23 protein-coding genes and 1 pseudogene are annotated in these 22,472 nt (G+C 63.3%); 13 read left to right on the top strand and 11 right to left on the bottom strand.

Going from position 1 to position 22,472, the window contains the following annotated elements:
- Window positions 1–94: 94 nt before the first annotated feature.
- Window positions 95–1,777 (top strand): class II poly(R)-hydroxyalkanoic acid synthase, encoded by a 1,683-nt coding sequence (gene phaC / locus LOY37_RS01890; RefSeq protein ID WP_093376960.1) that lies wholly within the window; start codon window positions 95–97, stop codon window positions 1,775–1,777.
- Window positions 1,778–1,790: 13 nt separating this feature from the next.
- On the top strand, window positions 1,791–2,405 hold the full coding sequence (locus LOY37_RS01885; protein ID WP_045193863.1) for a TetR/AcrR family transcriptional regulator: 615 nt from the start codon (window positions 1,791–1,793) through the stop codon (window positions 2,403–2,405).
- A 117-nt stretch (window positions 2,406–2,522) separates the two neighbouring features.
- Here LOY37_RS01885 and LOY37_RS01880 read toward each other — a convergent pair whose 3' ends face one another.
- From LOY37_RS01880 to LOY37_RS01870, 3 genes are all read right to left on the bottom strand, one after another.
- Window positions 2,523–3,323: a phasin family protein gene (locus LOY37_RS01880; RefSeq protein ID WP_258609003.1), complete on the bottom strand. Its 801-nt coding sequence runs from the start codon at window positions 3,321–3,323 to the stop codon at window positions 2,523–2,525.
- 10 nt (window positions 3,324–3,333) lie between these two features.
- On the bottom strand, window positions 3,334–3,753 hold the full coding sequence (locus LOY37_RS01875) for a phasin family protein (protein WP_258716201.1): 420 nt from the start codon (window positions 3,751–3,753) through the stop codon (window positions 3,334–3,336).
- A gap of 241 nt (window positions 3,754–3,994) precedes the next feature.
- On the bottom strand, window positions 3,995–4,270 hold the full coding sequence (locus LOY37_RS01870; RefSeq protein ID WP_045193867.1) for a polyhydroxyalkanoic acid system family protein: 276 nt from the start codon (window positions 4,268–4,270) through the stop codon (window positions 3,995–3,997).
- Window positions 4,271–4,394: 124 nt separating this feature from the next.
- Here LOY37_RS01870 and ubiE point away from each other — a divergent pair, with 124 nt between their 5' ends.
- From ubiE to LOY37_RS27445, 11 genes and pseudogenes are all read left to right on the top strand, one after another.
- Entirely contained in the window at window positions 4,395–5,165 is a 771-nt protein-coding gene (gene ubiE, locus LOY37_RS01865; protein ID WP_045193869.1) for a bifunctional demethylmenaquinone methyltransferase/2-methoxy-6-polyprenyl-1,4-benzoquinol methylase UbiE, read from the top strand.
- Window positions 5,165–5,788, top strand: a complete 624-nt coding sequence (locus LOY37_RS01860) for an SCP2 domain-containing protein (RefSeq protein WP_123564872.1) — start codon at window positions 5,165–5,167, stop codon at window positions 5,786–5,788. The genes ubiE and LOY37_RS01860 overlap by 1 nt, the downstream gene beginning before the upstream one ends.
- Window positions 5,785–7,392: a ubiquinone biosynthesis regulatory protein kinase UbiB gene (gene ubiB / locus LOY37_RS01855; protein WP_258716200.1), complete on the top strand. Its 1,608-nt coding sequence runs from the start codon at window positions 5,785–5,787 to the stop codon at window positions 7,390–7,392. The genes LOY37_RS01860 and ubiB overlap by 4 nt, the downstream gene beginning before the upstream one ends.
- A gap of 72 nt (window positions 7,393–7,464) precedes the next feature.
- Window positions 7,465–7,857, top strand: coding sequence for a phosphoribosyl-AMP cyclohydrolase (hisI, locus tag LOY37_RS01850; protein WP_038997556.1), 393 nt, complete (start codon window positions 7,465–7,467; stop codon window positions 7,855–7,857).
- A 1-nt stretch (window position 7,858) separates the two neighbouring features.
- Window positions 7,859–8,194: a phosphoribosyl-ATP diphosphatase gene (locus LOY37_RS01845; protein WP_010222337.1), complete on the top strand. Its 336-nt coding sequence runs from the start codon at window positions 7,859–7,861 to the stop codon at window positions 8,192–8,194.
- A gap of 25 nt (window positions 8,195–8,219) precedes the next feature.
- Window positions 8,220–8,489 (top strand): twin-arginine translocase TatA/TatE family subunit, encoded by a 270-nt coding sequence (locus LOY37_RS01840; protein ID WP_045193875.1) that lies wholly within the window; start codon window positions 8,220–8,222, stop codon window positions 8,487–8,489.
- A gap of 3 nt (window positions 8,490–8,492) precedes the next feature.
- Window positions 8,493–8,876 (top strand): Sec-independent protein translocase protein TatB, encoded by a 384-nt coding sequence (gene tatB / locus LOY37_RS01835; protein WP_045193877.1) that lies wholly within the window; start codon window positions 8,493–8,495, stop codon window positions 8,874–8,876.
- Window positions 8,873–9,664: a twin-arginine translocase subunit TatC gene (gene tatC / locus LOY37_RS01830; RefSeq protein ID WP_045193879.1), complete on the top strand. Its 792-nt coding sequence runs from the start codon at window positions 8,873–8,875 to the stop codon at window positions 9,662–9,664. Before tatB ends, tatC begins: the two co-directional genes overlap by 4 nt.
- Window positions 9,661–10,368: a 16S rRNA (uracil(1498)-N(3))-methyltransferase gene (locus LOY37_RS01825; RefSeq protein WP_045193880.1), complete on the top strand. Its 708-nt coding sequence runs from the start codon at window positions 9,661–9,663 to the stop codon at window positions 10,366–10,368. Before tatC ends, LOY37_RS01825 begins: the two co-directional genes overlap by 4 nt.
- Before the next feature lie 24 nt (window positions 10,369–10,392).
- Window positions 10,393–11,508, top strand: a pseudogene (locus LOY37_RS27450) (methyl-accepting chemotaxis protein); the annotation flags it as partial.
- Window positions 11,491–12,363, top strand: coding sequence for a methyl-accepting chemotaxis protein (locus tag LOY37_RS27445; RefSeq protein WP_374045263.1), 873 nt, complete (start codon window positions 11,491–11,493; stop codon window positions 12,361–12,363). The pseudogene LOY37_RS27450 and the gene LOY37_RS27445, both read left to right, overlap by 18 nt.
- Window positions 12,364–12,415: 52 nt before the next feature.
- Here the strand turns inward: LOY37_RS27445 and LOY37_RS01815 are convergent, their stop codons facing one another.
- The 8 genes from LOY37_RS01815 to pip form a co-directional block, all read right to left on the bottom strand.
- Window positions 12,416–13,345, bottom strand: coding sequence for a transposase (locus LOY37_RS01815; RefSeq protein WP_258715096.1), 930 nt, complete (start codon window positions 13,343–13,345; stop codon window positions 12,416–12,418).
- Window positions 13,346–13,591: 246 nt separating this feature from the next.
- Window positions 13,592–14,326 (bottom strand): amino acid ABC transporter ATP-binding protein, encoded by a 735-nt coding sequence (locus LOY37_RS01810; protein ID WP_038999651.1) that lies wholly within the window; start codon window positions 14,324–14,326, stop codon window positions 13,592–13,594.
- Window positions 14,319–15,281, bottom strand: a complete 963-nt coding sequence (locus LOY37_RS01805) for an amino acid ABC transporter permease (RefSeq protein ID WP_045193883.1) — start codon at window positions 15,279–15,281, stop codon at window positions 14,319–14,321. The genes LOY37_RS01810 and LOY37_RS01805 overlap by 8 nt, the downstream gene beginning before the upstream one ends.
- A gap of 76 nt (window positions 15,282–15,357) precedes the next feature.
- Complete coding sequence (locus tag LOY37_RS01800) at window positions 15,358–16,158, bottom strand: transporter substrate-binding domain-containing protein (RefSeq protein ID WP_176794300.1); 801 nt, start codon at window positions 16,156–16,158, stop codon at window positions 15,358–15,360.
- 251 nt (window positions 16,159–16,409) lie between these two features.
- Window positions 16,410–18,983 (bottom strand): glucans biosynthesis glucosyltransferase MdoH, encoded by a 2,574-nt coding sequence (mdoH, locus tag LOY37_RS01795; RefSeq protein ID WP_258716199.1) that lies wholly within the window; start codon window positions 18,981–18,983, stop codon window positions 16,410–16,412.
- On the bottom strand, window positions 18,976–20,691 hold the full coding sequence (locus tag LOY37_RS01790; RefSeq protein WP_093387197.1) for a glucan biosynthesis protein G: 1,716 nt from the start codon (window positions 20,689–20,691) through the stop codon (window positions 18,976–18,978). The genes mdoH and LOY37_RS01790 overlap by 8 nt, the downstream gene beginning before the upstream one ends.
- 261 nt (window positions 20,692–20,952) lie before the next feature.
- Window positions 20,953–21,390, bottom strand: a complete 438-nt coding sequence (dtd, locus tag LOY37_RS01785) for a D-aminoacyl-tRNA deacylase (protein ID WP_045193886.1) — start codon at window positions 21,388–21,390, stop codon at window positions 20,953–20,955.
- Complete coding sequence (gene pip, locus LOY37_RS01780) at window positions 21,387–22,358, bottom strand: prolyl aminopeptidase (protein ID WP_045193887.1); 972 nt, start codon at window positions 22,356–22,358, stop codon at window positions 21,387–21,389. Before pip ends, dtd begins: the two co-directional genes overlap by 4 nt.
- Window positions 22,359–22,472 lie beyond the last annotated feature (114 nt).

The following is a 22,472-nucleotide window of genomic DNA, read 5'->3' as shown; positions in this document are numbered from 1 at the left end:
GCAGGATGCCAGGCACCCCGGGTGCGCGGCGTGAGGTTGGTGTCGCTCTTGCATTGATGTGTTTGTTGATGGCCTGACGACGGAGTGTTGCCTGATGAAAGACAAACCCGCTAAGGGATCGCTACCGGTCCCCGCCACCTATATGAACGTGCAGAGTGCAATCAGCGGTCTGCGCGGCCGCGACCTGCTCTCGACCTTGCGCAGCGTCAGCCGTCATGGCTTGCGCCATCCGCTGCATACCGCCAAGCACATGCTTGCCCTGGGCGGTCAGCTGGGCAAGGTGCTGCTGGGTGAAACGCCCTACCAGCCCGGCCCTCGAGACAACCGCTTCAAAGACCCCGCCTGGAGCCAGAACCCGCTCTACAGCCGCGGCCTGCAGGCCTACCTGGCGTGGCAGAAGCAGACCCGCCTGTGGATCGATGAAAGCCAGCTGGCACCCGATGATCGCGCCCGCGCACACTTTCTGTTCACCCTGCTCAACGATGCCGTGGCGCCGAGCAACTCGCTGCTCAACCCGCTGGCGGTCAAGGAGCTGTTCAACTCCGGCGGCCTGAGCCTGGTGCGCGGCATCAACCACCTGCTCGATGATTTGCGCCACAACGACGGCCTGCCGCGCCAGGTCAATCCGCAGGCCTTCGAAGTCGGCCGTAACCTGGCCACCACGCCGGGCTCGGTGGTGTTTCGCAACGAGCTGCTGGAACTGATCCAGTACAAGCCGATGAGCGAAAAACAGTACGCCAGGCCGTTGCTGATCGTGCCGCCGCAGATCAACAAGTTCTACATCTTCGACCTCAGCCCGGCCAACAGCTTCGTCCAGTACATGCTCAAGAACGGCCTGCAGACCTTTATGATCAGCTGGCGCAATCCCGACCCGCGCCACCGTGAGTGGGGCCTGTCGAGTTATGTCGAGGCGCTGGAGGAAGCACTCAACGTGTGCCGGGCGATCACCGGCAGCCGCGAGGTCAATCTCATGGGCGCCTGTGCCGGTGGCCTGACCATGGCGGCGCTGCAAGGCCATTTGCAAGCCAAGCGCCAACTGCGCCGGGTCAGCAGCGCCACCTACCTGGTCAGCCTGCTCGACAGCCAGATCGACAGCCCGGCGAGCCTGTTCGCCGACGAGCAGACCCTCGAAGCGGCCAAGCGCCGTTCCTACCAGCAAGGCGTGCTCGATGGCCGCGAGATCGCCCGGGTGTTCGCCTGGATGCGCCCCAACGACCTGATCTGGAACTACTGGGTCAACAACTACCTGCTGGGCAAGGCGCCACCGGCGTTCGACATCCTTTACTGGAACAACGACAACACCCGCCTGCCAGCGGCGCTGCACGGCGACCTGCTGGACTTCTTCAAGCACAACCCGCTGGCCCGCGCCGCAGGCCTTGAGGTATGCGGCACGCCGATCGACCTGCAGAAGGTCAACGTCGACAGCTTCAGCGTCGCCGGCAGCAACGACCACATCACCCCCTGGGATGCGGTGTACCGCTCGGCGGCACTGCTCGGCGGCGACAAGCGCTTCATCCTCGCCAACAGCGGCCATGTGCAAAGCATCATCAACCCGCCGGGCAACCCCAAGGCGCACTACGTCGACAACCCGCGCCTGAGCAGCGACCCGCGGGCCTGGCTCTACGATGGCAAGCAGGTCGACGGCAGCTGGTGGCCGCAGTGGCTGGAGTGGATTCAGGCACGCTCCGGCGTGCAGCGCGAAACCCTGATGGCCCTCGGCAACCAGAACTACCCTCCCATGGACCCCGCGCCCGGCAGCTACGTGCAGGCGCGCTGAATAAGAAGAACGGATGAAAACCCGCGACCGTATCCTCGAATGTGCCCTGCAACTGTTCAACCGCCAGGGCGAGCCGAATGTCTCGACCCTGGAGATTGCCAACGAGATGGGCATCAGCCCGGGCAACCTCTACTACCACTTCCACGGCAAGGAGCCGCTGGTGCTGGGGTTGTTCGAACGCTTCGAGGACGAGCTCACGCCGCTGCTCGACCCGCCGCTGGAAGTGCGCCTGGATGCTGAGGACTACTGGCTGTTCCTGCACTTGATCGTCGAGCGCATGGCCCAGTACCGGTTTCTGTTCCAGGACCTGTCGAACCTGACCGGGCGCCTGCCCAAGCTGGCCCGCGGCATGCGCAACCTGCTCAACGCGCTCAAGCGCACCCTGGCGGCGCTGCTGGCCAGCCTCAAGGCCCAGGGCCAGGTGCTCAGCGATACGCGGGCGCTGGGGCAACTGGTGGAACAGATCACCCTGACCCTGCTGTTCTCGCTCGATTACCAACGGGTGCTGGCTCGCGAAGGTGAAGTCGGAGTGGTGGTCTACCAGGTGATGATGCTGGTGGCGCCGCACCTGGAGGCGGGGTCGCGGTATGCGGCAGAGCAGTTGGCCTTGAGGTATCTGGATGGCTGACCCTAGGACTGCTTCGCAGCCCGTTCGCCGGCAAGGCCGGCTCCCACAAACCCGGTACAACACCCATAATGAAAACGCCCGGCACAAGGCCGGGCGTAGACTGACAGCCGCCTGAAATCAGGCCTGGCTGGTCGGGCTTGCCGATGGCGACGACGCCGGTGCGACCGGTGCAGCACTGGCTGCTGGCGCCGGGCTTGGTGACGGTGCAGCGCTGGCCGCAGGGGCCGCCGGCTTCGCCGCTGCAGGTTTAGCTGCTGGCTTGGCCGCTGGCTTTTTCACTGCCGGCTTCTTCGCCGCAGCCGGTTTGGCTGCAGGCTTGGCTGCTACCGGCTTGGCTGCTGGCTTGGCCGCAGGTTTAGCCGCTGCGGTTTTCGCCGCTGGCTTGGCTGCAGGTTTTGCCGCTGCAGTTTTCGCCGCTGGCTTGGCTGCAGGCTTGGCCGCAGGTTTCGCTGCAGCCTTGGCCAATGGCTTGGCTGCGGTCTTGCTCGCTGCCGGTTTCTTCGAGATAGGCGTAACCGATGCACCGGTCAGCTTCTCGATCTGCTTGGTCAGCGTATCGACCTTCGAATGCAGCGCCTTGACCTCACTGCGGCTCGGCACGCCAAGGCGCGAGATCGCACTGTTAAGGCGCTTGTCGAAAGCACCTTCGAGCTCGTCCCACTTGCCCAGTGCGCGGTCCTTGACGTCGCTGATGCGCGAGGTCGCCGACTTGGCGGTTGCCTTGGCGGAGTCGACAGAGCCCTTGGCGAGTTTTTCAGCTTTCTCACCCTCCTTGACCAGGTTGTCAAACACCTTGCTGCCATCCTGATCGATCTTGGAGTAGATACCCAAACCAGCCAGCCAGATCTTGCGGGAATACTTCTCGATCCCCCCGACCCAGGAGCTGCCTTCTTTTTCAGTATTCTTCTTGCCAGCCATCCCGCTCTCCTTATTGTTTACGTGCGACACGTTCAAGCAATGCCGTGAGCTCATCGAGCTTGACAGAGAGTGTCTCCACGTCATGTTTAGACGGAATGCCGATGCGATTCAAGGCGCTCGCGACCCGTGTGTCGAAAGCCTTTTCGATTTTGTCGAGTTGAACCTCGACCTTGCCCTTCACGCTGCTCAGTTCGCCCTTCACCGTATCGATCTCGGAGTTGGCGGCATCGACCTTGGCATCGAGCTTTTTCTTGCCGCGTTTTTCTACCGATTCACCGGCCTTGACCAGCTCTTTCAGGTAGTCGGCACCTTCCTGGCCGACCCGGGTGTAAGCCCCGAGGCCTGCCAGCCAGATCTTGCGCGCGTAGCTGCGCACTTCACCCAACGTGCGCTGGGCGTCGTCTTTTTTCTTCAGGATAACTTTGGCCATGCTCTGCACCTCACGCTCTGAACGGAAATGGAGGAACTGCCCAGGGAAGTTGGGCTTGAGCACAAGGTAGGGGGAAAAATTAGAATTGGCACACTAATAAAGGGGGCAGCGACAAGCTTCAAGCTTCAAGCTTCAAGCTTCAAGCGGCAAGAAAGGCAGCGGTGATCTTGAAACTGTCGTGCCCCTCCCACTCACCGCGAACCACTTGCAGCTTAAAGCTTGCAGCTCCCCCCTTGAGCCGCTAGGCGAGCGCCTTATCCAGCGCCCGCTCGATCTCGCTTTTGATGGTCCCGCTCATCATCGACAGCATCATGCCCAGCTTCAGCTCGACCTTGATGCTGTCCTCGCCAATCTGCACGCTGCCGTTGGCGCCGCTGCGCTTGACCTCGACCCTGTCGCCGTTCCAGCTGGCCTTGAGGTCGTATTCGCGGGCCAGCTTGTCGACCAGGGCCTCGGCCTTTTGCCGGGCCGCGTCGCGGCCCAGGCTGTGTTTGCGTTCAACGCTGATCTGGGTCATTCATTCAATCCTGGGTTCGAAGGCATACTTATATTATGCCCGCGCCCCACCTGCGACACACCCCGCCAAGACAAATCCGACCGTACGCCCTAGAATGGCCAGTAATTTTTTCCGGTGAAGCGATATGAACGATCAGCGCAAAGGCGACCACGCCGAACCCACCACCCACTTCGGCTACAAAGACGTGCCGGAAAGCCAGAAGGCCGAGAAAGTCGCCGAGGTGTTCCACTCGGTGGCGGCCAAGTACGACCTGATGAACGATGTGCTCTCCGGCGGCATGCACCGCCTGTGGAAGCGCTTCACCATCGAGCTGTCGGGCGTGCGCCCGGGTAACCGGGTGCTCGACATCGCGGGCGGCACGGGCGACCTAGCGGCCAAGTTCTCGCAACTGGTCGGCCCCACCGGCCAAGTAGTACTGGCCGACATCAACGAGTCGATGCTCAAGGTTGGCCGCGACCGCCTGCTCGACCGCGGCGTGGCCGGCAACATCGAGTTCGTCCAGGCCGACGCCGAAAAGCTGCCGTTCCCGGACAACCATTTCGACTGCGTGACCATCGCCTTCGGCCTGCGCAACGTCACCCACAAGGAAGACGCCATCCGCTCCATGCTGCGGGTGCTCAAGCCCGGCGGCCGCCTGCTGGTGCTGGAATTTTCCAAGCCGACCAACAAGCTGATGTCCAAGGTCTACGATGCCTATTCGTTCGCCTTCATGCCGCTGGCCGGCAAGCTGATCACCAACGACTCGGAAAGCTATCGCTACCTGGCCGAATCGATCCGCATGCACCCTGACCAGGAAACCCTCAAGGCGATGATGGTCGAGGCCGGTTTCGACCGCGTCACCTACCACAACATGACCAGCGGCATCGTCGCCCTGCACCGCGGAATCAAGCCCTGATGCTCCTGGCCGGCCTGCTCGCCAGCGTCGAACACGGCCTCAACCGTGTTTTGCGCCTGGACAGCACAGCGCTGCCGCGCCTGCGCCCGCTCGACGGCAAGGTGATTGCCATCGACTGCCGCCAGCCGGCCCTGCAGCTGTTCATCCTGCCCAGTGACGAAGGCCTGATGCTTGCCACGCACTGGGCCAATGAGGCCGACTGCACCTTGCGCGCGCCGGCCAGCAGCCTGCTGCGCCTGGCCCTCAGCCAGGACAAGAGCGCCGTGTTGCACAGCCCGCAGGTCGAGCTTGAAGGCGACAGTGCGGTGCTGCTCGACCTGGTGGCGGTACTGCAGGACCTGGAGCTCGACTGGGAGTACGAAGTCTCGCGCTGGCTCGGCCCGGTCGCCACGCAACTGCTCAGCGGCCACTTGCGCAGCCGCGCCAACTGGACCCGCCAGGGCCTGGCGGCGCTCAACCAGAACCTTTCCGAGTACCTCGCCGAAGAGGCCCGGACCCTGGTCGGCCAGCGCGAAGCCGAAGCCCGTTTCAGCGAACTCGACACGCTCAAAGTCGATATTGAACGCCTTGAGGCGCGCATCGAGCGCCTTGCCCGATCCCTTGATACCAGCGATAACGCATGAAGCTGCTTGCCGTCCGCCGTCTGTTGCGCATCCAGCGCGTCGTGATCCGTTACCGTCTCGATGACCTGCTGTTCGCCCTGCCCCTGCCCTGGTGGCTGATGGGCCTGCGCTATGCCATGCCCTGGCGCTGGCTACCGCGCAAGGAGCTGCAGCTTAGCCGTGGCGCGCGCCTGCGCCTGGCGTTGCAGGACCTGGGACCGATCTTCATCAAGTTCGGCCAGTTGCTCTCGACCCGTCGCGACCTGCTGCCCGAAGACATCGCCGACGAGCTGATGCTGCTGCAAGACCGGGTTCCGCCGTTCGATCCGCAAAAAGCCATCGCCCTGATCGAAGAACAGCTCGGTGCGAAGATCAGCGAAGTGTTCAGCCGCTTCGACGTCGAGCCGCTGGCTTCGGCGTCGGTAGCCCAGGTCCACGCGGCCAAGCTCAAGAGCGGTGAAGAGGTGGTGGTCAAGGTCGTGCGCCCGGGCCTCAAGCCGATCATTGCCCAGGACCTCGCCTGGTTGTTCCTGATCGCCCGCGGTGCCGAACGGGTTTCGGCCGATGCGCGCCTGCTGCACCCGGTGGAAGTGGTCAACGACTACGAAAAGACCATCTACGACGAACTTGACCTGTTGCGCGAGGCGGCCAACGCCAGCCAGCTCAAGCGCAACTTCGAAGGCTCGGAGATGATGTACGTGCCCCAGGTCTACTGGGACTGGTGCCGGCCGAAGGTGCTGGTGATGGAGCGCATCTACGGTATTCAGGTCACCGACCTTGCGACCCTGGCCGACCAGCGCACCGACATGAAGATGCTCGCCGAGCGCGGCGTGGAGATCTTCTTCACCCAGGTGTTTCGTGACAGCTTCTTCCACGCCGACATGCACCCTGGCAACATCTTCGTCAGCACGGTCAAGCCGTGGAGCCCGCAGTACATTGCCATCGACTGCGGCATCGTCGGCAGCCTGACCCCCGAGGACCAGGACTACCTGGCGCGCAACCTGTTTGCCTTCTTCAAGCGCGACTACCGCCGTGTGGCGCAGTTGCACATCGATTCGGGCTGGGTACCCGCGCAGACCAAGCTCAACGAATTCGAAGCGGCGATCCGCACCGTGTGCGAGCCGATCTTCGAAAAACCGTTAAAGGATATTTCCTTCGGCCAGGTGCTGATGCGTCTGTTCCAGACCGCGCGGCGCTTCAACATGGAAGTCCAGCCGCAGCTGGTGCTGCTGCAGAAAACCCTGCTCAACATCGAAGGCCTGGGCCGCCAGCTGTACCCCGACCTCGACCTGTGGAGCACCGCCCAGCCGTTCCTCGAACGCTGGATGCGCGAGCGCGTCAGCCCCAAGACCCTGCTGCAGAACCTGCATGGCCAGGTCGAGCAGATCCCGCACCTGGCCGGCATGACCCGCGACCTGCTCGAACGCATGTCGCAGCCGCACCTGTCCGACCCGCCAGCGCCCTGGCAGCACAAGAGCGATCACTGGGCCCTGCGCCTGCTCGGTGCCGGCCTGCTTGGCGGCGGCGCCACTCTGGCAGCCGGCGCGGTGAGCCTCAACGCCCCTGCTGCCTGGCCGGCCTGGCTGATGCTGGCCGCCGGCCTCTACCTGATCGTGCGTCGATAGCCAGCCGGGCCGCTGGCTGGCACACTAGCGCAAGGGTTCGGCGAAGGATCGAACCCGGTTTTGGAGTCGAAGATGAAAGACTGGCTGGACGAGATCAACTGGAACAGCGATGGCCTGGTACCGGCTATCGCCCAGGACCACAAGACCGGGCGCGTGCTGATGATGGCCTGGATGAACCGCGAATCGCTGGCGCTGACCGCCGCTGAGCAGCGGGCCATCTACTGGTCACGTTCGCGTGGCAAACTGTGGCGCAAGGGCGAAGAGTCCGGCCACGTGCAAAAACTGCACGAAATGCGCCTGGACTGCGACGCCGACGTGATCATCCTGATGGTTGAGCAACTGGGTCATATCGCCTGCCATACCGGCCGCGAAAGCTGCTTCTACCGGGTCTTCGAGCACGGTGAATGGAAGACCGTCGACCCCGTCCTCAAGGACCCGAATGCCATCTACAGCGCAGGACACTGACATGAGCGACACCCTGACCCGCCTGGCCGAAGTACTGGAAGCGCGCAAAGGCGCCGAGCCCGACAGCTCGTACGTGGCCAGCCTGTATCACAAGGGCCTGAACAAGATTCTGGAAAAGCTCGGCGAAGAGTCGGTCGAGACCATCATCGCCGCCAAGGACGCCGCCCACAGTGGCGACTGCAGCGATGTCATCTACGAGACCGCCGATCTGTGGTTCCATAGCCTGGTCATGCTCGCCCAACTGGGCCAGCACCCGCAGGCGGTGCTGGACGAACTGGACCGCCGCTTCGGCCTGTCCGGGCACGCCGAGAAAGCAGCGCGTCAGCCGTCGGCCTAACTGAATTATTTCGAGGGATTGCACCATGGGTATTTTTGACTGGAAACACTGGATCGTCCTGCTGGTCGTGGTGGTACTGGTGTTCGGTACCAAGAAACTGAAGAACTTCGGCAGCGACCTGGGCGAGTCGATCAAGGGCTTCAAGAAAGCCATGAACGAAGAAGAGTCCAAGCCGGCCGAGCAGACGCCACCGCCAGTGCAACCGGTCCAGCCCCAGGCCGCTTCGCCGCTGAACCAGCCGCAGACCATCGATGGCCAGGCCCACAAGGTCGAAGAGCCGATCAGGAAAGATTGATTAATGTTCGGGATCAGCTTCAGCGAACTGTTGCTCGTGGGCCTGGTGGCCCTGCTGGTGCTCGGCCCCGAGCGCCTGCCGGGTGCCGCGCGCACCGCCGGGCTGTGGATCGGCCGGCTCAAGCGCAGCTTCAATGCGATCAAGCAGGAGGTCGAGCGCGAAATCGGCGCCGATGACATCCGTCGTCAGTTGCACAACGAGCACATCCTCTCCATGGAGCAGGAAGCGCGCAAGATCCTCAACCCCAACAGCGTCACGCCCGAGCCGCCGGCAACCCCGGCAGCCACCAGCGAAAGCGCCCCGGCGCCCGCCCCGGTCAGCAGCGAACCCACGCCGCCAGCCACCAGCGCGCCCACCGAACCGACACAGCCACCGCGAGCCCCATGAGCGATATTCCGGAAAACGACCAGCCGATGCCGCTGGTTTCGCACCTCACCGAGTTGCGTACACGCCTGCTGCGCTGCGTCGCGGCCATCTTCCTGATCTTCGCCGGGCTGTTTTCCTTCGCGCAGCAGATCTACACCCTGGTCTCGGCGCCATTGCGCGCGCACTTGCCGGCCAACGCGACGATGATCGCCACCGACGTCGCCTCGCCGTTCCTGACGCCGTTCAAGCTGACCATGATCGTTTCGCTGTTCCTGGCCATTCCGCTGATCCTGCAGCAGATCTGGGGCTTCATCGCGCCGGGCCTGTACCGCCATGAAAAGCGCATCGCCATTCCGTTGCTGGTGTCGAGCATCATCCTGTTCTACGCCGGCATGGCCTTCGCCTATTTCCTGGTGTTCCCGCTGATCTTCGGCTTCTTCGCCAGCGCCACCCCGGAAGGGGTGTCGATGATGACGGACATTTCCAGCTACCTGGATTTCGTCATGACCCTGTTCTTCGCCTTCGGCGTGGCCTTCGAGATCCCGGTGGCCGTAGTGCTGCTGGTGTGGATCGGCGTGGTCGACGTGAAGTACCTGAGAAAGATCCGCCCGTACGTGATCATCGGCTGCTTCGTGGTCGGCATGATCCTCACCCCGCCGGACATCTTCTCGCAGACCCTGCTGGCGGTGCCGATGTGGCTGCTGTTCGAGATCGGCGTGCTGTTTGGCGGGCTGATCCGCAAACGCAGCGAGCACCCGCAAGACGCTGCCGACGACCATAACGACCAACCGCCAGCGACCCAGCCGTGAACCTGCTGTTACTCGAAGAAGCCGATTTCATCGCGGCCGACCGTGTGGTGCTGGCTGACCGGCGCTTCACCCACATGCAGGAAATCCACCGCGTGGCAGTGGGCGACAGCCTGCGGGTCGGGCGTATCGGCGGGCTGATGGGCCAGGCCGAAGTCCTGCGCCTGGAAGGCCATGAAGCAGAACTCAAGGTCAGTTTCGACCAGCCGCCTCCGGCCAAACTGCCGCTGACCCTGGTGCTGGCGCTGCCACGGCCGAAGATGCTCCGCCGGGTGTTCCAGACCGTTGCCACCATGGGCGTGCCGAAGGTCATCCTGGTCAACAGCTACCGGGTCGAAAAGAGCTTCTGGCAAACACCGTTCCTCGAACCCGAGGCGATCCGCGAACAACTGATCCTCGGCCTTGAGCAGACCCGCGACACGGTGCTGCCCGAGGTCATCATCGAGAAGCGCTTCAAGCCCTTTGTCGAAGACCGCCTGCCAGCCATCAGCGCCGGCACCCTCGGCCTGGTCGGCCACCCTGGCCAGTACCCGCCGTGCCCACGCGGGTTGAACGAGCCCGTTACCCTGGCGATCGGCCCGGAAGGCGGCTGGATTCCCTACGAGATCGACCTGCTGGGCAAAGCCGGCCTTGCCCCGGTACAGCTTGGCGAACGCATCCTGCGCGTCGAGACCGCGGTCACCGCGCTATTGGCACGCTTGTTCTGACTTCAGTTTTGCCGCTCCAGGCCGATGCATTGGCACCAGAACAATAATCGCCTCTGCCGATCGCAATGGAGTCCCACCATGTACCGTTGGTTAGCCCAGCACCTGGGTAACGTGAGCGTCAATCTCAAACTCGGCATCGGCTTCGGCCTGGTCCTGTTGCTGACCCTGGCCATTACCCTGACCGGCTGGCAGGGCCTGAACGGCATTACCGAGCGTGGCGACACCCTGGGCGGCATCTCCCAGGTGCACCAGGCCACCCTGGAGCTGCGCATTGCCCGCCAGGGCTTCCAGCTCAAGGGCGACGAGGCTGCAGCGCAGGGCCTGAGCAACGCCCTGGCGGCGCTTGAGCGCCAGCTGCAAGCGGTCGACCAACGTATTGTCCTGCCTGAGAACCGCCGCCGTATCGAGCAGCAGCACGACGCCGTGCGCCAGTACCACCAGGCCCTGACCAGTGCCGACAAAGCCGCCCAACAGCGCGAAGCCGCTCGCGCCGTGCTCGGCAGCAGCGCCGACGAGGCCGCAGCGCTGATCGCCCAGGTCGAGCAACAACTGCTCGGCGGTAGCGACCTGAATCTGTTCAACAGCGTGGTCGGCGCCAGCAAACTGCTGCAACAGGCGCGCTTCCAGGTGCGTGGCTATACCTACAGCGGCAAGCCCGAGTTCCAGCAAACGGCGCTTGAAGCCATCGACCAGGCCACCTCGCAGCTCAAGACCCTGGCCGAAGTACTGCCGGCCAGTTACACCAGCAACTTCAACCAGGCCGCCCGTGCCCTGGGCAACTACCGTGGCGCGGTGGTCGAGTTCGGCAATGCGCAAAGCGCCTCCGAGCAGGCCGCGCAGCACATGATCGTGCTCGGCCAGAGCCTGATCGAGCAAAGCCAGCAACTGACCACCACCCTCACTGGCCTGCGCGATGCCGAGTCGCAGCATGCCAAGTCGATGCTGGCCCTGGCCACCGTGCTGGCCCTGTTGTTCGGCCTGCTGGCCGCCTGGGCGATTACCCGGCAGATCGTCATCCCCCTGCGCCAGACCCTCAACGCCGCCGACCGCGTCGCCAGTGGCGACCTGCGCCACGACCTCAAGGTCGATCGCCGTGACGAGCTGGGCCAATTACAGCGCAGCATGCAGCGCATGACTGTGAGCCTGCGCGAACTGATCGGAGGCATCGGCGACGGCGTCACCCAGATTGCCAGCGCCGCCGAAGAGCTGTCGGCAGTCACCGAGCAGACCAGCGCCGGGGTCAACAATCAAAAGGTCGAGACCGACCAGGTCGCCACCGCCATGAACGAAATGGCCGCCACTGTGCAGGAAGTCGCGCGCAACGCCGAGGAAGCCTCCGAGGCGGCGGTAATGGCCGACCAGCAGGCCCGCGAAGGCGATCGGGTGGTCGGCGAAGCCATCGCCCAGATCGAGCGCCTGGCCAGCGAGGTCAACCACTCCAGCGAAGCCATGGGCCAGCTCAAGGCCGAAAGCGACAAGATCGGCAGTGTGCTCGATGTGATCAAGTCGGTGGCCCAGCAGACCAACCTGCTGGCCCTCAACGCCGCCATCGAAGCTGCCCGCGCCGGTGAAGCCGGGCGTGGCTTTGCCGTGGTCGCCGATGAAGTGCGCAGCCTGGCCCAGCGCACCCAGCAGTCCACCGAAGAGATCGAACAGCTGATCGCCGGCCTGCAAAACGGCACCCAGCAGGTTGCCACGGTCATGGACGCCAGCCGCGGCCTGACCGACAGCAGCGTCGAGCTGACCCGCCGCGCCGGCACCTCGCTGGAAACCATCACCCGCACCGTGTCGTCGATCCAGGCGATGAACCAGCAGATCGCCGCTGCTGCCGAGCAGCAGAGCGCGGTGGCCGAAGAGATCAACCGGAGCGTGATGAATGTGCGCGACGTGTCGGACCAGACCTCGGCCGCCAGTGAAGAGACCGCGGCGTCGAGCGTCGAGCTGGCGCGGTTGGGGACGCATCTGCAGACGCTGGTCGGCAAATTCCAGCTGTAGAAAGCATCGCGGATCAAGCCCGCTCCCACATAAGTGGGAGCAACTGTCTTGATCAGGCTGTTTGCACTCGCCAAGGGGTATTGTCCCGCAGCATTGCATTCAGCCTGACGATCAGCACCCGCATACAGGCTACGAGGGCGACTTTGGCGCACTTGCCACGCTCCCGAAGTGCTTCGTAGCGTGCTTTAAATTCCGTGTTGTGACGGATGATGATCCAGCTCGACATGTACAGGACTCGCCTTACATGCGCCCGGCCACCCCATATCTGGCGGTGCCCTTGATGGCTACCGCTATCGTTGTTGTAAGGCGCTACGCCCACTAGCGCGGCGATCTGACGGCGGTCCAATTGCCCCAGCTCTGGCAGTGAGGCGAGCAGATTTGCGGCGGTTACCCGACCAATTCCGCTCACCGCCAACAACTGACGCGCCCTGGTGTCGTCCAGTTGCACCATCGCCTGGTCAATTTCTTCGTCAAGGCGTTTGATCAGCACTTTCAGCTGCTCTATGTGCTCATCAAAGTGAGCCATCACCATTGCCGAGCGGCATTGCAGGCGGCGCCGTTTGTAGTCATCACGGCTCTGCACAAATTGGGCGCGCTGCTTCACCAACTCGCGCAGCTCTTCGCGTTCCGGGCTGATTAGTTGGTCTTGAGGAGCGCTGAGGTGTGCAGCGAAGTCCGCAAGGACCTCGGCGTCGATCTTATCGGTTTTGGCTTTTTTACCCATCGCCTCGGCGAATTTCCGGGCACGGGCTGGGTTGATGCAGATGGTTTCGAAACCGGCCGAGCGCAATGCAATCAGCACGTCTTTCTCGTAGCCGCCGGTCGCTTCAATCAACACTCTGCTGATCTTGAAGTCCTTCAGTCGCCCGATCAGCACATCAAAGCCTGGGCGCTCATTGATTACTTCGAAGCGGATTTTCTGAGGTTTGATGCAGATTTCCAACGTGGCTTTGGCAGTGTCGATTCCAACAGAAGACAACATGGCTGAACCCTCTTACACTCAGTTGTGAGAGCGCTCTGGCTTGGCCCACGCTTGTGATTCGAGAGGCGCTCAATCAACTGTTCGGGCTCGGGCCAGAGTGGAGAGGTGAATGGCAGCTTTGCTCCCACACGTGCTTTAAGCACTACCGGCGTACAGCTTGCCATTCACCGCTCTCACTTCTGATTCTATTCCAACCTCAAGACACAAGCGGCGGTGCGACGACTCGACTTGCCCCGCGATGAGGCCCTAGAGCACCTGGCGCAAAAACGCCTGGGCGCGCAGGTCCTTGGGTGAAGTGAAGAACGCCTCCGGCGGCGAATCTTCCAGCAGCTTGCCGTGATCGAAGAACAGCACCCGATCCGCCACTTCCCGGGCGAAGCCCATTTCGTGGGTGACGCAGACCATGGTCATGCCTTCCAGGGCCAGGGTCTTCATCACATCGAGCACTTCGCCGACCATTTCCGGGTCGAGCGCCGAGGTCGGCTCATCGAACAGCATCACCTTGGGGTCCATGGCCAGGGCGCGGGCGATCGCCACCCGCTGTTGCTGGCCACCGGACAAGCGTGATGGGTACTCGTTGGCCTTCTGGGCGATACCAACCTTCTCCAGCAGCGCACGGGCCTTGGCTTCGCGCTCGGCCTTGCCGCGCTTGCGCACGACTTTTTGCGCCAGGCACAGGTTCTCCAGCACGGTCATGTGCGGGAACAGGTTGAAATGCTGGAACACCATACCGACTTCGCGGCGGTAGGCGTTGACGTCGGTCTTCGGGTCGGCCAACTGCAGGCCGTCGATGGCCACGGTGCCTTCATCGAACGACTCCAGGCCGTTCAGGCAGCGCAGGAAGGTCGACTTGCCCGAACCCGAAGGGCCGAGCACTACCAGCACTTCGCCCTTGGCCACGTCGGTGCTGACGTGATCGACCGCGCGCACCACCTGCCCACGGGTGTCGAAGACTTTTACCAGGTCACGGACTTCAATCACTTTGCGCAAGCCTCCGCTCAAGCCGGCTGGCCATGTGCGACAGCGGCAGGTTGATCAACAGGTACAGGCCGGCGACGCAGAACCAGATCTCGAAGGTCGAGAACGAAGTGGTGATCGCCTCGCGACCGCTTTTGGTCAGTTCGGTGATGGCGATCACCGAGACCAGCGAGGTGTCCTTGACCAGGCTGATGAACTGCCCGGCCAGCGGCGGCAGCACGCGCTTGAAGGCTTGCGGCAGCACCACATGACGCATCGACTGGCCAGCGCTGAGGCCCAGCGAACGGGCCGCTTCACCCTGGCCCCTGGCAATCGACTGCACCCCGGCACGGACGATCTCGGCGACGTAGGCGCCGGTAAACAGCGCCAGCGCCGCCACCCCGGCAAACTCCCGGGACAGGTTGAGCACGGTGCCGATGAAGAAGTAGAAGATGAAGATCTGCACCAGCAGCGGCGTGCCGCGCACCAGCTCGACATAGACCGTCGACAGGTCGCGCAATGTCGGGTTGTTCGACAGCCGGCAGAGCCCGGCAAACAGTCCGATCAACAGCCCAAGCACACCGGAGGCGACCGAGATCCATACCGTGGTCCACAGGCCCCAGGCCAGCGGGCCCGCGGCCCAGTGGTGGGTAACGCCGATCAGGTCGCCTTCGGCCACATCGTCGCCGCGCGACAGCTGTACGCTGGCCTGCTCGACCTCGAAGACCTGCTCGCCACCGCTCTCGTCACGTACGGTGACGCTGGCCATGTCGCCCTTGCTGACGATGGCTTCGATGGTGCCGTTTTCACTCACGCGCTGGGCGACTTCGGCCTGGTAGGCGAAATACTGCGGCACCCGGTTCCAGCGCCACTCGTAGGACATCAGCGAGGTCGCGTAATACAGGCTGATCGCCAGGCCGATCAGGACCAGCGCGGTCAGCCCGTGCCAGGGCCACTGGGCTTTGTTGTGTTTGATCACGAGGGTACTTCCGTAAAAGCGAACGCGCAGGACCAGCCTGCGCGTCGGGTTTCAAGCCAGGCGTGGGGCCTTGGCCTTATTCCATGTCCTTGAGCCAGGCGGTGTCCTTGAACCACTTGTCGTGGATTCGATCGTAGGTACCGTCGTGCTTGATCTGGTGCAGGAAGTTGTTGATGAAGTTGAGGCTGTCGTAGTCGCCCTTCTTCAGGCCGAAGGCCAGCGGTTCGAAGGTGAACGGCTTGTCGAGGAACAGCAGCTTGCCAGCGCCAGCCTTGTTCACCGCCACGACGTTGTACGGCGCGTCATAGACGAAGGCGTCGGCCTTGCCGTTGACCACGTCCATCACCGCTTCCTGCTCGTTGTCGTAGCCGTGGTACTTGGCTTTGCCGATCAGCTTCTTGGCGACCATTTCGCCGGTGGTGCCGAGCTTGGAGGTCAGGCGGTACTTGTCGTTGTTCAGGTCTTTGTAGGACTTGATCTCGTCTGCCAGTTCCTTGCGGATCAGCAGGGTCTGGCCAACCACGATGAAGGGTTCGCTGAAGTTCAGCTTGAGGTTGCGTTCCTGGGTCAGGGTCATGCCGCTGCCGATCATGTCGAACTTGTCGGTCATCAGCGCCGGGATGATGCCGTCATAGGCGGTGGAGACCATCTCCAGCTTGACGCCCATGGACTTGGCCATGGCCTTGAGGATATCGACCTCGAAGCCGATGATCTCGCCGCGCTTGTTGGTCATCTGGAACGGCATGTAGGTAGGATCCATGCCGACACGCAGGGTGCCGCGCTTGACCGCGTCATCGATGGCACCAGCCGCCTGCGCGGCACTTACCGCAACCAGCGCCGTGACGCCGACCAGCAGCATCGACAGATACTTCTTAATCATCACCAGATCCCCTAGCAGGAAAGCTCGAATTTTATTTTTGGCGCGAACCGTCCTACAGCGACGGGTGCGAGATATTCGGGGTGGGATGCTAACGCATGAACGGCACGGTACATATAGCCGAAGATGACTTTGTTACGCATTGATACCAGAAAAAGCATCGCCGGCAACACCGGCTCCCCCAAGGTCAGTTGTGCATACAACCCTGTGAGAGCCGGCGTTGCCGGCGATTGCTTGAGCCTGTCAGACGATCAGGCGCTGGCCATCGAAGGCTGCGCCGCAGGCTCTGGATGCAGCGGCAGCAGCGGCGAGTGCGGATCGTTGGCGATCGACTGGCGCCAGACGCCCAGCCAGGCCTCGTTCTGCCCATCCCAGACTGCTGTGTGCAGGCGCGCCAGGGCGACCGGGTCGCTGAGCAGGGCCAGGCGGGTGTTGCCGTCCAGGCCGTTCGGGCCGACCTCCAGGGCATGGGCGATACGCTCGGCACGCAGTGCCTCGATCGGCGCCGCGACACCGTGGCGAGCGGTCGCCAGGGCACAAGCCAGGGCGTTCTGCTGCGGATCGACCACGGCACGCACGAAACCGTCGTGCATGGCATGCCAGCGGTTCTCGTGGGTGTACTGGTCGGTGGCCAGCAGCTCCTGCGGCGTGGCGTATTCCTCAGGGATCAGGAACAGGCTTTCGTCCTTGGCACGCAGGCCCAGGTGCACGCGGCTGGAGATCACCGAGACCGGGATCGACAGCATCAGCGAACCGACGATCGGCACCAGCCACCACAAAAAGCTCGGGTTGAGCCAGGCCACCAGCAGTGCCCAGGCCACGCCCAGCAGGGTTTGCGGACCATGGCGGCGTACCGCTTCGCTCCAAGGAGTGGAGTCGTCGTCACGCTGCGGCGAGTTCCAGGTCGCGGCCCAACCGAGGAACGCGGCGAGCACGAAGCGGGTGTGGAAAATCATCCGCACCGGCGCCAGGAGCATGGAGAAGAGCATCTCCAGCAGCATCGACACGGTGACCTTGAAGCGCCCGCCGAACTCTTTCGCGCCCTTGGCCCAGATCAGGATGACGCTGAGCAGCTTGGGCAGGAACAGCAGCACGATGGTGGTGGAGAACAGCGCGATGGCTTTCTCCGGGTGCCACTGCGGCCACAACGGATAGAGCTGGCGCGGTTCGAGGAAGTACTGCGGCTCCATCAGGGTGTTGGTCGCCAGCAACGCGGTCGACAGCACCAGGAAGAAGAACCACAACGGCGCCGACAGGTACGACATCACCCCGGTGAGGAACACCGCACGGTGTACCGGGTGCATGCCTTTTACCAGGAACAGGCGGAAGTTCATCAGGTTGCCGTGACACCAGCGGCGGTCGCGCTTGAGCTCGTCGAGCAGGTTCGGTGGCAGTTCTTCGTAACTGCCCGGCAGGTCGTAGGCAATCCACACGCCCCAGCCGGCACGACGCATCAGCGCCGCTTCAACGAAGTCGTGGGAGAGGATCGCACCGGCAAACGCGCCCTTGCCCGGCAATGGCGCCAGGGCGCAGTGCTCGATGAAGGGCTTCATGCGGATGATCGCGTTGTGGCCCCAATAGTGCGACTCGCCGAGCTGCCAGAAGTGCAGGCCGGCGGTGAACAGCGGGCCGTAGACGCGGGTGGCGAACTGCTGCATGCGCGCATACAGGGTGTCCATGCCCGAGGCTTTCGGCGCGGTCTGGATGATCCCGGCGTCCGGGTTGGCCTCCATCAGGCGCACCAGGCTGGTCAGGCATTCGCCGCTCATCACGCTGTCGGCATCGAGCACGACCATGTAGCGGTAGTCGCCGCCCCAGCGCCGGCAGAAGTCGTCGAGGTTGCCGCTCTTGCGTTTGACCCGGCGACGCCGGCGACGGTAGAAGATCCGCCCGAAACCTTTGGACTCGCGGCAGACTTCCAGCCAGGCCTGTTGCTCGGCCACGGCGATGTCGGTGTCGTTGGTGTCGCTGAGCACGAAGAAGTCGAAACGGTCGAGGTCACCGGTGGCGGCCACCGACTCGAAGGTCGCCCGCAGGCCGGCGAACACCCGTGGCACGTCTTCGTTGCAGATCGGCATGACGATCGCGGTGCGGGCACCGGCCTCGATCGGCTCATTGCCGGCACTGCTGCCCGAGATGCGGTATTTGTCCCGCCCGGTGAGCAGCTCGAGGAAGCCCATCAGCGCGGTCCAGAAACCCGCCGAGACCCAGCAGAAGAGGATCCCGAAGAGGATCAGGATGCTGGTCTGCAGGGCATACGGCCAGACTTGCGTGGCGGTTTGCAGCAGCGGCTGGTGCATGACCTCGTCGAGGTCGACGAACGACCAGCCCTGGTACGGCAGGATGCCCTTCATGTACCAACCGGCGACGATGGTCTGGCCGAGCATCAGCGCCAGCAGGATGTAGCGGCGCATCGAGCCGACCCAGCGCCAGCGTGCCTTGGGCAGCTCGCGTTTTTCCGGGGCCGGGGCGTTGGTGCGGCCGGTCAGGCGGCGCCAGGCGCGGATCAGGATGTTGGTCCGCCATGGCTCGGGGATGACCCGGGTGCGCCGGATCGGCGGCGTGGCCTTCAGGCACACCCGGCCGCTGCCGTCCACCGCGAGCATCTCGGCGTCTTGCAGCTCTTCGGCGCAGGTCACGTGCAGGCGCTCGCCCACCGAGGCCTGGACGGCCTCGGCAGCGTCGGCGCCCGGCTGGGCAGACAGGCGTTGATGCAGCTCGCTGAACGAGGAGCAGCGGGCGAGTTCCGCGCGCTGCTCGTCGCTCAGGGGCAGGTGGGCCAGGTATTCGCTGAGCGATTCTGGCCGGGTATGGGCATTACTCATCGGCAGGCAACTGATAGCTCCAGGTCTCGGTCAGCACCTGTTCGGTGGTGGCCGGTGCCCCGGTGGTGGACGCCGCGTCGGCGGCAGGTTGCTCGGCAGGCTTGTCGGCCTTGGCGTGTTTGGCCGCGGCTTTGTCCTGCTTGCTTGGTTTTGCAGGCTTGGCTGGCTCGACCGGAACGTCACGCAGCAGGGCGGCGCGCATCTCCACGGACTTGCCCGGATCCTTGATCTTCAACCGCAGGGTCAGGCGCCAGCCCTTGATGTCCGGGTTGTAGCGCAGGTTGTTCTCGACCACTTCGGCATTGTCGCCAACGCTGACCTGGCTGCGCACGGCGGTGTCTTCCGGCAGTTTAGCCAATACCGGGCCTTCGAAGTCGACCAGGAAGGCCACGCTGCCATCGGGCTGGCGGATCAGGTTGGACTGCTTGACGTCACCGGTCGAGCGCAGGGTCTGCTTGACCCAGCCCAGGTTCGGCGAATGCAGGTTGGACTCGTCGATGGTCCAGTGCAGGCGGTAGGCGTATTCGAACGGGGTACCTGGCTCCGGCAGTTTCTCCGGGCTCCAGAAGGCCACGATGTTGTCGTTGGTTTCGTCGGCAGTCGGGATCTCGACCAGATCGACGGTACCCTTGCCCCAGTCACCGACCGGCTCGATCCAGGCGCTTGGACGCTTCTGGTAGTTGTCGTCGAGGTCTTCGAACTGGCTGAACTCGCGCTGGCGTTGCAGCAGGCCGAAACCACGCGGGTTCTCGACGCTGAAGTTGCTCACGGCCAGGTGTTTCGGGTTGTTCAGCGGGCGCCACAGCCACTCACCGTTGCCGGCATGGATCGACAGGCCTTCGGAGTCGTGCAGGGCCGGACGGTAGTTGAGTACCTTGGACGGCTGGTTGCCGCCGAACAGGAACATGCTGGTCAGCGGGGCGATTCCCAGGCGGCTGACGTGGTCACGCAGGAACACCTTGGACTGCACGTCGACGATGGTGTCGCTGCCCGGACGCAGGGTCAGGCGGTAGGCGCCGGTGGAACGCGGCGAATCGAGCAGCGCGTAGATCACCAGTTGCTTGTCGGCAGGCTTTGGCCGCTCGACCCAGAACTCGGTGAAGCGCGGGAACTCTTCGCCCGATGGCAGCGCGGTATCGATCGCCAGGCCACGGGCCGACAGGCCATACACATGGCCCTTGCCGACCACGCGGAAATAGCTGGCGCCCAGCAGGGTCATGATTTCATCCTGCTTGTCGGCCTTGTTGATCGGGTAAAGCACGCGGAAACCGGCGTAACCCAGTTGTTCGGTGGCCTTGGCGTCGAACTGCAGGTCGCCGAAATCGAAACGACTCGGGTCGTACTTGATCTCTTTCACCGCCTTGGTGGTGATTTCGTTGATCTTGACCGGCGTGTCGAAATGCATGCCCTGGTGGTAGAAGGACAGCTTGAACGGCGTCTTGTCCTTGGCCCACTCGGCTTTTTCGTTGAGGAAGCGGATTTTCTGGTAGTCCGCGTACTTCATGTCACGGAACACCGCCGGCAGATTGCTTTTCGGCGCTTCGTACTTTTGTCCGGCAAGATCCTTCGCCTTGGCCGCGACATCGTCAAGGTTGAACGCCCAGAGCTGGCCTGCGCCGAGCAGGCTTACCAGCGTTGCGCCTGCCAACAGCGCCGTGCGCAGCCGATTGCCAGGAGTTCTTGGTGCATTACAGGGACTTACAATCACGAGCAACCCTCGCCGAAAACAGATCATAAAACCAACGGCCAGCGACATATGCCAGGTTGGCGAGCACTGTTCGGACTCCGAAAGGGCGCAATGATTCCCCAAACGGTTCCGGACAGTCTCAAGTCAGAGTGAAACGAACCCACGAACGCAGGCCCACATGGCGCGCGATTATCCAGCAGGCTGCGTTACAACGCATCAGGCTGATCAAACTATTTATGCTACAAAACCCCTTGTTTTCCCGCAAACAGGGGTTTTTTGCCATCAGATTTGTAACATAAATGTTACGGGGCCATCATTGACCAGGTGCACTTGCATGTCAGCACCGAACTGACCACTGGCAACCGTTGCATGTTGCGCCTGCGCCTGGGCCAGCAAATAGTCGAAAAGCTCGGCCCCTAGCGCTGGCGGCGCAGCCGTCGAAAAGCTCGGGCGCAGGCCGCTCTGGGTATCGGCGGCCAGGGTGAACTGCGACACCAGCAGCAGGCCGCCGCCGATATCCTTGAGCGACAGGTTCATCTTGCCCTGTGGGTCGCTGAACACCCGGTAGTTGAGCAGCTTGTGCAGCAGCTTGTCGGCATGGCCGCGGGTATCGCCGGGCTCGACCGCGACCAGCACCAGCAGGCCCTGGTCGATCGCGCCAACGGTTTTGCCCTCGACATCCACCCGCGCGCCACGCACGCGTTGCAGCAAGCCCTTCATGCTTCTTCCAGGGGCAGGTCAAGCAGGCGCCGGGCCATCTGGTCGGCGGCGCGCACCAGGGCGTCGGTGATGCCGGGCTCCGAGGCCGCGTGGCCAGCGTCGCGAATCACCTTAAGCTCACTGTTCGGCCAGGCCTGGTGCAGCTCCCAAGCGTTGTCCAGCGGGCAGATCACGTCGTAGCGGCCATGCACGATCACCGCCGGCAGGTGGGCGATCTTCGGCATGTCGCGGATCAGCTGGTCCGGTTCAAGGAAGGCATTGTTGGTGAAGTAGTGGCACTCGATGCGGGCGATCGACAGCGCGCGCTGTGGCTCGGAGAAGCGATCAACCACCAGCGGGTTGGGCCGCAGGGTCGCGGTGCGTCCTTCCCAGGTCGACCAGGCCTTGGCTGCGTGCATCTGGGCGATCTGGTCGTTGCCGGTGAGGCGCTTGTGGAAAGCCTTGACCAGGTCGCCGCGCTCTTCGGCCGGGATCGGCGCGATGTAGTCCTGCCAGTAATCGGGGAACAGGCGGCTGGCGCCGGCCTGGTAGAACCATTCGATCTCTTGCGGGCGGCACAGGAAGATGCCACGCAAAATCAGCCCATGCACGCGCTCGGGGTGGGTCTGGGCGTAGGCCAGGGCCAGGGTCGAGCCCCACGAGCCGCCGAACAGCACCCACTTGTCGATCCCCAGGTGCTTGCGGATGCGCTCCAGGTCTTCGACCAGGTGCCAGGTGGTGTTGTTTTCCAGGCTGGCATGCGGGGTCGAACGGCCGCAGCCGCGCTGGTCGAAGGTGATGATGCGGTACAGATTGGGGTCGAAGTAGCAGCGGCTCTGGGCATCGCAGCCGGCACCCGGACCACCATGGATGAACACCACCGGCAGACCTTCCGGCGAACCGCTTTCATCGACATACAGCACATGCGGTGCTTCCACGGCCAGATCGTGCCGGGCGTAGGGTTTGATCTGCGGGTACAAGGTCTGCATTACGCACTCCGTGTGGGAATTATTCTGCCGTTGGGCATCATAAACCTGAATTGCGCTTTGAGCATGTACCTGTGATGGCTTTGGGGCCTCATCGCGGGGCAAGCCTGCTCCAAC

Origin of the sequence: Pseudomonas sp. B21-012 (genome assembly GCF_024749305.1) — a bacterium.
In the GTDB taxonomy this organism is placed as follows: domain Bacteria; phylum Pseudomonadota; class Gammaproteobacteria; order Pseudomonadales; family Pseudomonadaceae; genus Aquipseudomonas.
Note: the sequence above shows the minus strand (reverse complement) of the source record. Positions and strands in the feature narration are given on the sequence as shown.